This window comes from Caldibacillus sp. 210928-DFI.2.18 (genome assembly GCF_020554505.1).
Lineage (GTDB): Bacteria > Bacillota > Bacilli > Bacillales > Caldibacillaceae > Caldifermentibacillus > Caldifermentibacillus hisashii.
Map to the genome: position 1 here is coordinate 20640 of NZ_JAJCHL010000010.1, position 14053 is coordinate 34692.

Sequence of the window (14053 nt, forward strand, 5' to 3'; positions counted from 1 at the left end):
AAATTTGGTAATGTTTTGTGAAATTTTTGTCCATATAGGACTATTTTTGTCCCAATTAAAGATAAGGAAAGTAATCATGCTGCTTAATCTATCTATCCATACCCCGCTTTTTAGAGGCGAAGAAAAGGATGAAACAAGGAGATAGATTAAATATGTAACCGTTTTATTTTTTGGTTTTGCTTACTTGTTTCTATATAAATTATATCGAATTTCTTGAAGAAAACAATCTGTTTGTGATATATTTCACAAATAGTTCACAAAAACTATTTAGCTGCCTGCAATTTTTTTAAAAAATGTCCTTTTCCCCTCATTCTTCAACCGTTACACTATAAGGTTTAAAGGCCTCCAAAACATGAAGAAAATCTTCTTTTGTCCGTACTGGTATTCCTTTAACAAGTTCCTTTTGTGTTTTTGTTTCCAGTTTTCCCATATCAATTTGAAAGAATGAGTGAATGACATTGGTCACATCGGGTTTTCCATTAAAAATCGATAAAGTTCCATCGTCAGTTACACCGAAAAAACCGTTCGATTTCAATAATGGAGAAATATCGTCAACATACTTTTTGAATACGATTCGATTTCCATCCACATGTACCAGTACCCAATCCGCGTATTTTTCTTGGATCTCAGATGCGGACAAATTTTCAATGATAATCTCTTCACTTTTGTCGCCATCAAGATAATGACGTTCTAATACAACTACCATTGGACCTTGATTAATTGCACCGTCTTCTGCATCGACCTGTTTTAAAAATAACGAATTGGCCATAAAAATTCCGGTTAAAATTATACCTACAAAGAAAATACGATAGATACCCAACATCCTCACTCCGATTCAAATAAAATCTTTGGATACTATTATTATTTTGACCATAGACAAAAAATAATAACCCGGAAGTTGAAAAATAAATAAAGAAAACTCGGGCAACCAAGCTTTTTAGCGAAGGCAGGACCGAGTTTTCCTGATCAATTATCAAAATTTTGGTGGTTTTGCTGCTAAATTTCTTTTATGTTCAGAAATTCGATGCATTCTTTCAATTACTTGTTTATCCTTATCAGGGACAGCTTCCCCTTTTAAATATTTATCGATCATTTCGTAGGTTGTTCCCATTTCATTTTCATCTGTTTGACCTTCCCAAAGTCCGGCGCTCGGGGCTTTTTCGATAATCTCTTTTGGCACACCGAGAACTTTGGCCATTTCACGAACTTCTCCCTTTGTAAAGTTGACAAGTGGAACAAGGTCAACGCCACCATCGCCATATTTTGTAAAATAACCGGTATACCATTCCGCAGCATTATCTGTACCTGTAACGAGGTAACCAAAATTGTTGGCGACCGCGTATAAAGTAGTCATACGCAAACGAGCTCTCATATTTGCGTCGCCTAAACGGGCTTTTTCTTTATCCCACTCACCCTTATCTTTTAATTCTTTTTCAATTGCAGTGAATAAGACATTATGCGTTTCGGTTAAATCGATTTTTACATAATTTATACCAGAGCTTTCTACAACTTTCATTGCATCTTCCACGTCTTTTGGATTGCTTTTACATGGCATAATAACACCTAATGAATTATTCGGAAATGCACGTTTGATTAAATGGGCAACGACGGCTGAATCGATGCCACCGCTAATTCCTACAACCAAACCGTTCAAATTTGCATTTTTTACTTGTTCTTGCAGCCATTGGATCAGTTTTTCAATCTTTTCTTCCAATTTTGGTCATCCTTTCCATTAAATTATTTCTATTTTATCATAGAAACATTCTTATGTTAAGTTTTCTAACATAATGATTATGAATATTTTTTGTACCTAATGGTTCGCTTCATATGTCCGTATTTCTAAAAAGGTAATGCAAAAAGTTCAATATTTTGCGCTTATATAGATGCAAGCGTATATTGTCTAAATATACACAAAATTTGTTAAGCACTAATCATTTTATCAGCGAGTGGCGATAAAAGAGGCACATCATATGACCGCAAAATTTTTTACATTAATCTTTCATTTTGTGAAGCAATTTTTAAAAAATACAACCGTGCATGTTCATTCAATTCAAGGATTTGTTAGTATTAGCATGTAACAAATGTCGTTTGATATGCAAAATTACAAGGATTCATTTGGCATCGAGAACTTGGCTCGGGGACGTTTTTCACTCCTGAATTTGGTCTCGAGAAACGATCTCAGGGAAATTTCCGTTCCTTCACCGCTATAAAGAAAACGCCTGAGCAAAATGCCAGACGTGATCTAAATCTATAAAAAATTAATGTGTAAATCGATCAAAGAACTCAAGTATTTTTGCATATACCTTCACTTCATTTTCCTTTTTCGAAAAGCCGTGACCTTCATCAGGAAGTACAATGTATTCAACATCACGACCTTTTTCACGCAACGCTTCAACTACCTGATCTGATTCCGCCTTGACAACCCGCGGATCATTGGCGCCTTGAATGACAAGCATTGGTTTGATCATGCCGTCTAAATAAGTAATCGGCGAGTCGGCAATCAATCTTTCTTTGTCCTTAACCGGATCGCCCACCCATTGTTCCATAAACGGCTTCCAGAAATCCGGAACTGATTCAATAAAGGAGAAGAGATTAGACGGTCCGAACAATTCGACAACAGCTTTAAAGTATTCTGCATGACGACCATGCAAAAGGAGAGACATATAACCACCGTAACTGCCGCCAAATAATAAAATTTTGTCCCGTTCTGCATAGCCGTTTTTTATTAACCATTCCAAACCTTTAATATTATCGAGGCGAGGTCCGTGTCCCCAGTCTCCTTCAACCATCTTCATAAATTTTAGACCGTAATTAGAGGAACCGCGAAAATTTGGTGCAAAAATTGAATAACCACGGTTCAACAGGAATTGGAACATCGAACGGAACCATTTTCTTTCCAACGATTGTGGACCGCCATGTGGCCATAAAATAACATGACCGTTATTATTTTCATTTTTGGCACGGAAAAATAATGCTTCAATTTCCAAACCATCGAAGGAAGCTCGTCGCCAAAATAGGGAGTTTTTCGGCTCCAAATGGTGACGAGATTTACTCTCGTCGCCAAAAATTGGTGTTTTTCGACTCAAAATGGTGACGAGATTTGGTCTCGTCGCCAAAAATTGGTGTTTTTCGACTCAAAACGGTGACGAGAATTGGTTTCGTCGCCAAAATAAGGCGTTTCTCACCTCAAAATGGTGACGAGATTTGGTTTCGTCGCCAAAAGTTGGTGTTTTTCGACTCAAAATGGTGACGAGATTTGGTCTCGTCGCCAAAAGTTGGTGTTTTTCGACTCAAAACGGTGACGAGATTTGGTTTCGTCGCCAAAAGTTGGTGTTTTTCGACTCAAAACAGTGACGAGATTCGATCTCGTCGCCAAAAAATGAAGCTTTCCGTCCAAAAACGACGACGAGAACGGGCCTCGTCGCCAAAAAATGAAGCTTTCTGTCCAAAAACGACGACGAAAATTGGCCTCGTCGCCAAAAAGAAGCGTTTCTCACCTCAAAATGGTGACGAGATTTGGTTTCGTCGCCAAAAAGAAGCGTTTCTCGACTCAAAACGGTGACGAGATTTGGTCTCGTCGCCAAAAATTGGTGTTTTTCGACTCAAAACGGTGACGAGAATGGATCTCGTCGCCAAAATAAGGCGTTCCTCGACTCAAAACAGTGACGAGAATGGATCTCGTCGCCAAAAAATGAAGCTTTCTGTCCAAAAACGACGACGAAAATTGGCCTCGTCGCCAAAAAGAAGCGTTTCTCACCTCAAAATGGTGACGAGATTTGGTTTCGTCGCCAAAATAGGGCGTTTTTCGGCTCCAAATGGTGACGAGATTTACTCTCGTCGCCAAAAAAAGGGCGTTTTCGACTTCAAAACGGTGACGAGATTTGGTCTCGTCGCCAAAAAGAAGCGTTTCTCACCTCAAAATGGTGACGAGATTCGATCTCGTCGCCAAAATAGGGCGTTTCTCACTTCAAAACGACGACGAGAATTGGTTTCGTCGCCAAAAGTTGGTGTTTTTCGACTCAAAACAGTGACGAGAACGGGCCTCGTCGTCAAAAAATGAAGCTTTCCGTCCAAAAACGACGACGAGAACGGGCCTCGTCGCCAAAAAATGAAGCTTTCCGTCCAAAAACGACGACGAAAATTGGTCTCGTCGTCAAAATAAGGCGTTTTTCACCTCAAAATGGTGACGAAATTGGTGTTCGCCGATTGATTGGTTTTCTAAGGTGCAAAACTTAAGCTTATTATTGGAAAGTTTTATAATTGTAAAAAATCAGTGAGGGTTTAGGTCTCACTGATTTTTGCATTAATTTTATTCATCGTCTTCATCGAATTCGTCTCTTTGATTGGTTCCCATTTCATCATAGGACATTTGACCTGTCATATCACCAGTTGTGGGAAATCCCATTCCCATCGGCATGGTTTGATACATGTTTGCCATATCCATTCCGGGCATATTACCAAACCCTTGACCAAACGGATGTCCCGACTGCATTGGTTCTGTGTATCCGATTGGTGCTTGATAAGGCATCGCTCCTGCCATTGGTCCGGTTTGAGGTAAGGCAAAAGGTGGTGCACCACAGCCGCAATCACCCTGTCCCGGCATATCAAACATCGGTTGCATCATTGGATATGGTTGTTGACCCATAGGATACGTTGGTTGCATCATTGGACTTGTTTGTTGTGTCATTGGGAAAGCTGGCTGCATCATCGGGGTGAAAGAAGGTTGCATCATTGGATTTGTCGTTAATGGCATCGAATACGGAGCTTGGTCAGGAACACTCATTGGATTTTGCATATGCTCAGTCATAGGAGTTTGATAAAGTGTTGAACCATCTTGATTATCATCCAAGTCCATTCCATCATCATCCCAATTTATTTGTCCGGTTCCCATTGGCATTCCGGTTGATTGTTGGTAAGTTCCCATACCCGGTGACATCATCGGTTGGAATCCACTTTGATCCATTGAGTCCATCATCATTTGCTGGTCCATCCCTTGTGCCATCGGTTGCATCTTGGATGGGTCAAAACTTCCCATCATTTGCTGACTACTAGGCTGCATCGGCATCATCATTTGTGAATCCGCACCTTGCATCACGTTCGGGTCGAAACCGCTCATCCCATGGGGAGGCATCATCATTTGAGGATCGCTTCCTTGCATCATACCCGGGTCGAAACCACCCATCTCCATCTGCGGATCGCTTCCTTGCATCATACCCGGGTCGAAACCACCCATCCCCATCTGCGGATCGCTTCCTTGCATCATACCCGGGGCAAAACCACCCATCCCCATCTGCGGATCGCTTCCTTGCATCATGGGTCCGGTAAAACCTTGCATCATAGGTTGATTAGCAAATGGGAAACCATGATGAATAGGTTGTTGGCATGGTGAATAAACAACCGGAGTTAGCGGCATACATGGCAATCCTGACCCGGGTAAAACAGGTGTCATCGGTATACACGGCGAACATGGATACATTGGTTGCATCATCATTGGCGGTTGAGCAATTTTTGAATAAATCATTTCCGGAGCTTCTTTAATCGGTTCTTCCATTTTCGGCGGTTCCGGCATTTCCTTGATCGGTCCTTCTTTTTCAAAAACAGGAATCTCAACTTGCTGGACCGGTTGTTGCTGTTCGATGTTCATTTTTGCCATGTTGACCATATAATAATTATTAATATCTATTTCCGGAATAATCGGTTGTGGCGGTTTCGGCATATAAATCGGCTTGGGAACTTCTTTAATAATTTCCTTTGGTTGTTCGAACATTTTCACCGGTTCATCAACAGGAATTGTTGGTGGTTTAATTTGGGCGAAAGGGTGTTCAGTAATTGGAGCTTCTTTATTAATTGGCACCTCTTTAACCGGCATTTCTTTTTTTACCATTCCACTATTGGTGGGAACTTTAATTTTCATTCCGGGCATTATTTGGTCCGGATTCGATAAATGGGTGTTCATACTCTTTAGCTGATTGAAGTCGACGCCATATTTTTGGGCAATCTTCCACAGTGTATCTCCTTTTTGGACAATGTGAATCCTCACTCATTTCCCCTCCTAATCTAAACTCGCTATATATTGTATGAAACAATAGGCAAATTGCCATTCATTCTCGTATAAACTTATGAATATACCGAAAAATTTATGTCGCAAGGGCGGATATTTAAAGATTGTTTGAAAATGATTCTACGTTACAAGACCTCTTGAATACCTTTATCATCAAACAAGTCTATAAAACAGAAAAAATATAACCCAATTCAATAAAAATTTATTGTTATTCAATAAATAGGCATCTATAATATAATTAAGAAAAAATTTTTCAGAGGCGGGAAATGAGATTGACCCCCCCATTATAAGGTTATCAGGAGGAATATAATATGAGTTTTACTTTTCTATTTATATTGGGGTTCATAGGGATACTGCTTGTTCAATTTTTAAAAAGACCGATATTGGCAATGGTTAATGATAAGAATAAAATTATCCGGACTCTTAGCCATTGGGCTTGGTATCAAAATCCGTGGCTTGCCGGCCTGTTTATATTTGCCGTCAATGCGGTTTTCTTTTCCATAACCGTTTTCATTCTTTTTCTCTTGATGTATTTCTTGATTCCCTACTTACATTTCGTTGTGATGGTTTCCGCTGTCTTAATAAGTTTATATGCATGGATCTTATTTAACAAAGCATGGAGCGGAACAAAACGAGATCAGTTGATTATGGGAGCTGTTGGTAGTAGTTTTTATTTTCTTTTAACCATCGTATTTGTTTATTGGTTCATCACGCTGAAACCTGATTATCCCGGACAAGATCTGTTTATGGCTGCACTAGGTTTATTGATGGCCATTTTGGTGACTACTGTTGCAGCAGTTACCTGTTTTCTGTTTACCGGGTTTTCATCAAAAACTAAGTAAGTCTTGCCCGGACAGCGAAGACGTGTTGCTGTTGATTTGTGCAGATTTTCATCAAAACTAACTCGGACAGCGAGGACGTGTTGTCGTTAATTTGTGGAGGTTTTCACAAAAACTAATTAACTTTTGCCTGATTTTACTAAAAATAAAAACCTTGCATTATCGATCAAATGGTGATTCCCGAAAATATCCCATTGATTTTACCAAAATAAAAAACTGCCTTCAATTAATTGCCCAAATTGAAGACAGTTTTTCAGCTATTCTATAAACTCAAACTCAAAATCAAGCAGACGGACGATATCGCCATCCTTTGCCCCACGTTCCCGAAGTGCATCATCTACACCCATGCCGCGCAATTGTCTGGAAAAACGCCGAACCGATTCATCATGGGTGAAATCAGTCATCTTGAATAACTTTTCAATTTTTTCTCCACTTAAAACAAATACTCCATCCGAATCCCGGGTAATGATAAAATCTTGTTCAGCTTTTTCATGTTTATAAACAACGCGGTTTATCGTTTCATCTTCTTCTACATGGTGGAGCGGGAATTCAGGTGTGTCCTCCAACGTATCGGCAATCGCAAAAAGCAACTCACGAATCCCGCTTTGGGTAACTGCCGAAATTGGAAAAATCGGAATATCTTCCTGTAATTGTTTCTTAAATTTTTCTAGATTTTCTTCCGCACCGGGCATATCCATTTTATTGGCCGCAATCATCATAGGACGTTCGGTTAAACGCAAATTATATTCCCTTAATTCCTTATTAATCGTTAAAAAATCTTGGTATGGATCGCGCCCTTCCACAGCACCCATATCAATGACGTGGACAATGACCCTTGTCCGTTCAATATGGCGTAAAAATTGAAGTCCGAGCCCTGCACCTTGATGCGCCCCTTCAATCAATCCCGGCAAATCAGCCATAACAAAACTTCTTCCATCTTCTGTTTCAACGACACCTAAATTTGGCACAATCGTCGTAAAATGGTATTCGGCAATTTTTGGTCTTGCCGAAGATACAATCGATAAAAGCGTTGACTTTCCGACACTGGGAAATCCAACGAGACCAACATCTGCTAATACTTTTAATTCCAAAACAATATACCGTTCTTGCCCCGGTTCTCCGTTCTCCGCAATTTCCGGAGCGGGGTTTCTTGACGTAGCAAATCGGATATTCCCTCTGCCGCCGCGACCGCCTTTTGCAATGACTGCCCGCTCGCCATGACGAACGAGGTCAGCAATTACCTCACCCGTATCATCATCTTTTACAACAGTACCCGGGGGAACCTTTACAACCAAATCTTCAGCATTTTTTCCGTGCTGACTTTTTGAGCGACCATTTTCTCCTTTTGTCGCTTTGAAATGGCGTTGATAACGAAAATCCATTAAGGTGCGCAGTCCTTCATCAACAATAAAGATAACATCTCCGCCTTTCCCGCCATCTCCACCGGCCGGACCACCTTTTGGAACATATTTTTCGCGACGGAAAGCAACCATTCCGTTTCCACCGTCGCCACCTTTTACATAAATTTTTACTTGATCGACAAACATTGAATATCTCCTTCCATGAAAAACATATGCTTAACGTTATTCACCATGAATTTTTATTTCAAAAGACAAAGCTTCTACATTGATGTTTACGCTGTTTATTGAAAAGCTCGGTGTTTGTTTATGTAAAAATTGCTTTATTGCTTCTGTCTCTTTTATTATTCCATAGAATTCAATAAAGAAACACAGGACATCTTCTTCCAAATTCATTTCTATGTATAAATCATTTTGCACATTTGGATCGGCATAGTCATCAATGATCTGAAACAAGTTAGAGAACCATTGAAAAATTTTTTCATCATTAAAATTAGTTAATTTCCGAGGACTTGATACTTCATAATGTAAAACAAATGAATGCTGTTCCCAATTAAAAGTGAGTAGTAAAGAAACAAATTTAGATAATGTCAAATTGGATAATTTTGATTCCTGCTCGGCTGCATGGATAATTTCATTCATAATTTCATCAACTTTTTCAAGATTTCCTAGGGCAATATAACCTTTTATTAATTGTAGTCTGTTCAACCAATCATGTCGTGCATGCCGTAAAACCTCTATCACATTCCATTCCCGCATACTTCCCCTCAACCTTCCTTCACTCTGTTTCTATGTATGTTTGGTCCTATTAAGCTCGTCCTTGCTAGATGCTATCGCGGTTGTACTTATCTTTGTCCTTGGATACAGTAATTTCCGCCAGTTTCTATGCAAGGTTTGCCGCTTAACCTTCGTCTTCGCTTGATGTCCTTGTGGTTGTACTTATCTTTGTCCCTAGTTACAATCTCCAAAAATTTCCGCCTAGTTTTGGCTAAAATTTCCCTCTATATGTAATTCTAATGGTCATTAGCGTTTATTAGAAAATATGTTTTGGTGCTAACCATAAGTATAACATAAACAAATTTTTCCGGTGAATATGCTAAAGGAAGGACAAAATACAAAAGGCCAGACACGCGAAACAAACAGTCTTGGCAGAATGTTTGCAGCTGTCTGACCTTTCTAGAAGTCCGCTACCACTTACGCTTCTTTTGCTACCGGGTATACACTGACTTTTTTCTTGTCGCGTCCCATACGTTCGAAACGGACAACACCATCAACTTTTGCAAATAATGTATCATCGCCGCCGCGACCTACATTTTCACCCGGATAGATTTTTGTTCCGCGTTGACGATAAAGGATAGAACCGCCCGTTACAAATTGACCGTCCGCACGTTTTGCACCAAGACGTTTCGCAATGGAGTCACGACCGTTCTTTGTCGAACCTACCCCTTTTTTAGACGCAAAAAATTGAAGATCCATTCTTAACATTTGTTCCACCTCCCACTATTTGAAAGAAATTTTTATATAATCACTGTAACTATCCTTAATTGATTGTAAAGCGACAACCATTCCTTGAAGGAGAAGCTGTACTTTATCATCTGTTTCTTTCGGTAATTCCGGCACTTGCCAATGGAGATAGCCTCCTTTACCGCCTTGTTCGACATCCGGAACAACACCTGCCAAGGATTCCACTGCATTTAGTGTACCGATTGTCACCGCAGAAACCCCTGCACAAACAACATCTGATCCGTATTTATCAAAATTCGCATGACCTTCAACAGTAAAGGCTGCAATTTTGTGATCGGACGTTAGATTGATGGTGACTTTTATCATTTGTCAGTCGCCCTAGCCTTGAATTTTTTCAATCGTAACTTTTGTATAAGGTTGACGATGACCTTGTTTTTTACGATAGTTTTTCTTCGCTTTATATTTGAAAACAATAATTTTCTTTTGACGACCGTGTTTTTCTACTTTACCAGTAACCGTAGCACCTTCGACAAAAGGAGCACCAACTTTAACATTTTCGCCACCGATGAACAATACTTTATCAAAAGTTACTGTTTCACCGTCAGCTGCGTTTAATTTTTCAACATAAATCGATTGACCTTCTTCAACTTTAAGTTGTTTACCGCCAGTTTCAATAATCGCGTACATAATTGCACCTCCTCTATAGACTCAGACTCGCCGCCATTCGGTGTTTTGCACAATTTGCAAAATCTTAAACCGAATACGAGCGGTTGTAGCACGGGTGCTACAAACCATAACATATGAATACTATCATAATAAAACAAACATGTCAATCCATAAAAAATCGTTACGGTCGCGTATCACCGGACAAATCTTTTAATATAATAGTGCGGCTTGTGAAATTGCACTTGTTCAAATTTGATAAGAAAATGCAAGGTTTTCTCTAAATTTTCGAGATGATGTTTATTTTCCCCACTAAAGTAGTTAATGACGTCTTCTGTTGCTTCAATAACAACTTCCGAAAAATCTTTGTTTTTAAACGTCCATAATTCCCGCTCTAAGCGAAAAGCGATTGTAGCAGCTGATTCAACAAAACCGGTACCATGACAAGTTGCGCACGGTACCGTCATTTGGTTCAGAAGACTCGGTTTCGTTCTTTTCCTCGACATTTCCAAAATACCTAAAGCCGTAAAACCGTAAATTATTGTTCGCTCATAATCACGGGCAAATTCTTCTTTTAAAAGCTGAATGATTGCCTTCCTATCTTTTTCATCCCGCATATTAATAAAATCAATGAGGATATTCCCACCGATATTACGGAGGCGGACCTGTCTGGCAATTTCCTTAGCGGCCAATCGGTTCGTTGTCGTGATGGTATCCCTTTTCAACTTATAACTCGGTGATTTAGCAGTATTTACATCGATGACCGTAAAAGCTTCATTTTCCTCAATGACAATATTTGCACCATTATCAAGCCATACTACCCTTTTCTGCAATGTGTCCAGTTGATCATCTAACATAAAATGGGAAAAAATATTTTCGCTTCCTTTATAATGCGTAAGTTGACAGCGATTTTCCCAATCCGTTTTCAGTTGCCGGAACAGGTTTGAATCATCACAGATTATCTCTGTAAATTCTTCCTTGTCATAAATCTTTTTTATTTCCTCAAAAAACAAGTTCTTCTCCACTATTGGCGCAGGAGCTTTCAAATGATCGGCAAGTTTTTCAAGTTGTTGAAACTCCGCTCTTAATTGATTGAGACGGGTGACAAATTCTTCCTTCGTTAATTTTTCAGCGCGGGTACGGAACAAAATGCCTTCCGCTTCTTTCTTTGTCTCCACAGCCCACATTTTAAGTTGGTTTCTTACGTCATTCGGTAATTTTTTCGATGCGGCAACATAATACCCATATGGCATATAAACGATCATCTCATCACTAAGTTCGATATTTCTCGTTAAACGGTAATATTTTGTATCGGTTTCATCTTTGATAACTTGGACAATCATTTTATCACTTTGGTTTACCTTAGGCAGGGACCTGATAGAGTCATCTTTTTCCATATTTGCCGGACTTTGTGACAGTTGTAAATAACCCTTTTTTCCTTTTCCAATATTGATGAAAGCGGCATCCATACTAGGCATGATTTTTTCAACAATGCCAATATATATATTCCTGAGCAATGATTGTTGTTCCGGTTGCTCAATATACAGTCTTTGGATTTGCTTATCCTCAATTAGTGCCATTCTTTTTTCTGATTCTCTTGCATTGATTAGTAATCGTTTCATTTTCACAATCCTTCTTATATCATTGAACTCTTCTCCATTTTAATAAAGTAAATCCTCCAATTTCAACCGGATAGGAGATTTTTCAAAATAATATTGTAAAATTTTTTTCTCCGGAATGATGGCAACCTGTTTTCCTGCATCGATAACAATAATTTGATGACCGGTTCCCCGCTGGAATTTTTCGATGGCACTTGAAAGTAAGTCATCTTTTTTTGCATAGATCTTTTTTATACGACCCACTTCATCGTTCGGTCGATGATATCGTTCAATTAAAAACCGCATCCACGTATACGGCCGGTTTTTCCATTCGTTATGTAAAGATAGAAATAAGAAGATGGCAATTACCCAACCGTTTAAATGGAAAGGAAAAACGATAAGAATAACGGAACAATATATGAACAAGAACAAAAGCGACAGAATAATCGAACGTTTCAAGGCAATATGGAACGGATAATATTTGGTAAAAAGCAAATAGACGATTTTCCCTCCATCCAAAGGCATAATTGGCAAACAATTAAATATCAAAATCATAAAGTTATAGTTGATAAAATCAGTATATATTCTGTCTCCGATTATTTGACATTCATGAAAAAGAAAGGCGGCAATCATCATCCAAACGTGCTGAGCCGGTCCACAGACTGTGACAATGAACTCCTCTTTAATCGGTCGATTTCCATGTTCATCTGTTTCTAAAACTCCACCAAATGGTAAAAGGATAATGTTCTTAATTCTCCATGAAAAAAAGGAAGCGGCCGCAGCATGGCCTAATTCATGAATCAGAACAATAACAATTAATAGCAACAGTTCTTGAAAGCGTGCAGTTATTACGGCAATGGCAACAACAAGCCAAAGCAACGGATGTATATGGATTTGGGTCAGGAGCCGGAACCATTTATTCAAACTTAATCACCTGAACAGGGTCAATAAATTTTTCATCTTGTTTAATGGCAAAATAAAACTCGCCTGTTGTTTCGTTTTCTTTTGATGAAACAACGCCGATTTGATCGCCTGCTTGAACTTTATCATAGGCTTTTACTTTTATTTCCCCCAATTGTCCATACCAAGTTTCCGATTGATCCGGATGTTGAATAATAATTGTTTTTCCAAATTCTTTATCAACACCGGCAAATTTCACAACACCGCTTTGAATTGCCTCGACTGCTTCTCCTTTTACCGTTTGAATTGTAACGCCTTGATTATCCGCTTGGAAGTCTTCTAGAATTACCCCGTTAGCCGGAAGTGCATACTTAGCCGGCGCTTCTTTTTTATTTGGTGCCTTCTCCGGGAAAAGTGCTAACGGTTTACCAAATGTATCTTCATACCAGTCCGCAACCATGGCAAATTGGAATTCCTTTTCCATTACTTGTGTCACTGCTGAACGGACCGGTTCCAGCTGTTGTGATTGATTTTTGAACGCAATGGCCACAATAAGGACTAAGCAAGCTGAAGCCAATATTTTAAATAAGAATATTTCTCGATTAAATAACGGATGTTCAGTGTTTTTCATTCCTTCATTCATGGAAAACCAAGTAAAGTCATGTTGTTCTTGGTACTCTGGAAATACTGGAGTCTTCACATTTCTTTCACTTTCTATCGTTTTAGGCGGATAGGATCGTTTATATTTCTTGCGTTTTTCAATCCGCTTCAAGACTTCTTTCCTTCGATCTTTCAAACTACTCCCCCCTTCCGAAAAAACTCGGATTGTCCACTCAGTAAAATGTATGACTTGTCCGCAGTTTATATGACATGTCTAATTTGGAACTTGTTTTTTCAATCTTATGGTGTTGCTGCTGTTGAATTTATGGGGGGTACTGATGAATTCGGGTAGGGCACTGTTGATTTCTCGTAATTTACTGGTGAATTCACGGAGCAAGCTGTTGAATTTTTCAATTTTACTGGTGAATTTATGTCCGTTTACTGGTGAATTTTCCTTTTTTACTGTTGAATTCAGGGATTCTTCTGTTGCTTGTTGGATCCGGGGACGCTCATGAACCGTTGACACTAGACTGCTAAACTATGAAAAAACTATCGGTGCGACCGCGAATC

16 protein-coding genes, 1 pseudogene and 1 other annotated feature are annotated in these 14053 nt (G+C 39.2%); of the genes and pseudogenes, 4 read left to right on the forward strand and 13 right to left on the reverse strand.

Annotation, left to right across the window (positions count from 1 at the left end):
• Positions 1 to 307: 307 nt before the first annotated feature.
• The 4 genes and pseudogenes from LIZ98_RS04030 to LIZ98_RS04045 form a co-directional block, all read right to left on the reverse strand.
• The gene (locus LIZ98_RS04030) at positions 308 to 820 is read right to left on the reverse strand and encodes a BofC C-terminal domain-containing protein (protein ID WP_216407715.1); all 513 of its coding nucleotides are present in this window, start codon (positions 818 to 820) and stop codon (positions 308 to 310) included.
• A gap of 153 nt (positions 821 to 973) precedes the next feature.
• Complete coding sequence (nadE, locus tag LIZ98_RS04035) at positions 974 to 1714, reverse strand: NAD(+) synthase (protein ID WP_216407713.1); 741 nt, start codon at positions 1712 to 1714, stop codon at positions 974 to 976.
• 544 nt (positions 1715 to 2258) lie between these two features.
• Positions 2259 to 2999 (reverse strand): annotated as a pseudogene (locus LIZ98_RS04040) (alpha/beta hydrolase family protein); the annotation flags it as partial.
• 135 nt (positions 3000 to 3134) lie between these two features.
• Entirely contained in the window at positions 3135 to 3272 is a 138-nt protein-coding gene (locus tag LIZ98_RS04045) for a hypothetical protein (RefSeq protein ID WP_227202944.1), read from the reverse strand.
• Here LIZ98_RS04045 and LIZ98_RS04050 point away from each other — a divergent pair.
• Genes LIZ98_RS04050 through LIZ98_RS04060 form a run of 3 tightly spaced genes read left to right on the forward strand, consistent with a single transcriptional unit; the run spans position 3257 to position 4236 of the window.
• The gene (locus LIZ98_RS04050; protein WP_227202946.1) at positions 3257 to 3562 is read left to right on the forward strand and encodes a hypothetical protein; all 306 of its coding nucleotides are present in this window, start codon (positions 3257 to 3259) and stop codon (positions 3560 to 3562) included. The genes LIZ98_RS04045 and LIZ98_RS04050 overlap by 16 nt on opposite strands.
• Before the next feature lie 6 nt (positions 3563 to 3568).
• Positions 3569 to 4060 carry a hypothetical protein gene (locus LIZ98_RS04055; protein WP_227202948.1) on the forward strand — a complete coding sequence of 164 codons (492 nt, stop codon included), beginning with the start codon at positions 3569 to 3571 and terminating at the stop codon, positions 4058 to 4060.
• On the forward strand, positions 4057 to 4236 hold the full coding sequence (locus tag LIZ98_RS04060) for a hypothetical protein (protein ID WP_227202950.1): 180 nt from the start codon (positions 4057 to 4059) through the stop codon (positions 4234 to 4236). Before LIZ98_RS04055 ends, LIZ98_RS04060 begins: the two co-directional genes overlap by 4 nt.
• Positions 4237 to 4309: 73 nt before the next feature.
• Here LIZ98_RS04060 and safA read toward each other — a convergent pair whose 3' ends face one another.
• A complete protein-coding gene (gene safA, locus LIZ98_RS04065) occupies positions 4310 to 6040 on the reverse strand; it encodes a SafA/ExsA family spore coat assembly protein (RefSeq protein ID WP_227139456.1) in 1731 nt (576 codons plus the stop codon).
• A 332-nt stretch (positions 6041 to 6372) separates the two neighbouring features.
• Here safA and LIZ98_RS04070 point away from each other — a divergent pair, with 332 nt between their 5' ends.
• Positions 6373 to 6903, forward strand: a complete 531-nt coding sequence (locus tag LIZ98_RS04070; RefSeq protein WP_227139457.1) for a hypothetical protein — start codon at positions 6373 to 6375, stop codon at positions 6901 to 6903.
• Between the two features lie 254 nt (positions 6904 to 7157).
• Here the strand turns inward: LIZ98_RS04070 and obgE are convergent, their stop codons facing one another.
• The 8 genes from obgE to LIZ98_RS04110 all read right to left on the reverse strand — a co-directional run bounded on the left by obgE (position 7158) and on the right by LIZ98_RS04110 (position 13679).
• A complete protein-coding gene (gene obgE / locus LIZ98_RS04075; protein WP_227139458.1) occupies positions 7158 to 8447 on the reverse strand; it encodes a GTPase ObgE in 1290 nt (429 codons plus the stop codon).
• Between the two features lie 36 nt (positions 8448 to 8483).
• Positions 8484 to 9017: a Spo0B C-terminal domain-containing protein gene (locus tag LIZ98_RS04080; RefSeq protein WP_227139459.1), complete on the reverse strand. Its 534-nt coding sequence runs from the start codon at positions 9015 to 9017 to the stop codon at positions 8484 to 8486.
• A gap of 435 nt (positions 9018 to 9452) precedes the next feature.
• Positions 9453 to 9743, reverse strand: a complete 291-nt coding sequence (rpmA, locus tag LIZ98_RS04085) for a 50S ribosomal protein L27 (RefSeq protein ID WP_034771380.1) — start codon at positions 9741 to 9743, stop codon at positions 9453 to 9455.
• 15 nt (positions 9744 to 9758) lie between these two features.
• A complete protein-coding gene (locus LIZ98_RS04090; protein ID WP_041844868.1) occupies positions 9759 to 10088 on the reverse strand; it encodes a ribosomal-processing cysteine protease Prp in 330 nt (109 codons plus the stop codon).
• 12 nt (positions 10089 to 10100) lie between these two features.
• On the reverse strand, positions 10101 to 10409 hold the full coding sequence (gene rplU, locus LIZ98_RS04095) for a 50S ribosomal protein L21 (RefSeq protein ID WP_034771382.1): 309 nt from the start codon (positions 10407 to 10409) through the stop codon (positions 10101 to 10103).
• A gap of 13 nt (positions 10410 to 10422) precedes the next feature.
• Positions 10423 to 10504, reverse strand: a sequence feature (ribosomal protein L21 leader region).
• A gap of 78 nt (positions 10505 to 10582) precedes the next feature.
• Positions 10583 to 12007 carry a ribonuclease E/G gene (locus LIZ98_RS04100; protein WP_227139460.1) on the reverse strand — a complete coding sequence of 475 codons (1425 nt, stop codon included), beginning with the start codon at positions 12005 to 12007 and terminating at the stop codon, positions 10583 to 10585.
• 39 nt (positions 12008 to 12046) lie between these two features.
• On the reverse strand, positions 12047 to 12907 hold the full coding sequence (locus LIZ98_RS04105) for a M50 family metallopeptidase (protein WP_227139461.1): 861 nt from the start codon (positions 12905 to 12907) through the stop codon (positions 12047 to 12049).
• Complete coding sequence (locus LIZ98_RS04110) at positions 12900 to 13679, reverse strand: M23 family metallopeptidase (protein WP_227139462.1); 780 nt, start codon at positions 13677 to 13679, stop codon at positions 12900 to 12902. Before LIZ98_RS04110 ends, LIZ98_RS04105 begins: the two co-directional genes overlap by 8 nt.
• Between the last annotated feature and the right edge of the window lie 374 nt (positions 13680 to 14053).

Coding starts and splice junctions, on each gene's coding strand:
- LIZ98_RS04100 (WP_227139460.1), bottom strand. CDS start 12,007: ATGAAACGATTACTAATCAATGCAAGAGAATCAGAAAAAAGAATGGCA.
- rpmA (WP_034771380.1), bottom strand. CDS start 9,743: ATGTTAAGAATGGATCTTCAATTTTTTGCGTCTAAAAAAGGGGTAGGT.
- LIZ98_RS04080 (WP_227139459.1), bottom strand. CDS start 9,017: ATGCGGGAATGGAATGTGATAGAGGTTTTACGGCATGCACGACATGAT.
- obgE (WP_227139458.1), bottom strand. CDS start 8,447: ATGTTTGTCGATCAAGTAAAAATTTATGTAAAAGGTGGCGACGGTGGA.
- LIZ98_RS04070 (WP_227139457.1), top strand. CDS start 6,373: ATGAGTTTTACTTTTCTATTTATATTGGGGTTCATAGGGATACTGCTT.
- rplU (WP_034771382.1), bottom strand. CDS start 10,409: ATGTACGCGATTATTGAAACTGGCGGTAAACAACTTAAAGTTGAAGAA.
- LIZ98_RS04060 (WP_227202950.1), top strand. CDS start 4,057: ATGAAGCTTTCCGTCCAAAAACGACGACGAGAACGGGCCTCGTCGCCA.
- LIZ98_RS04090 (WP_041844868.1), bottom strand. CDS start 10,088: ATGATAAAAGTCACCATCAATCTAACGTCCGATCACAAAATTGCAGCC.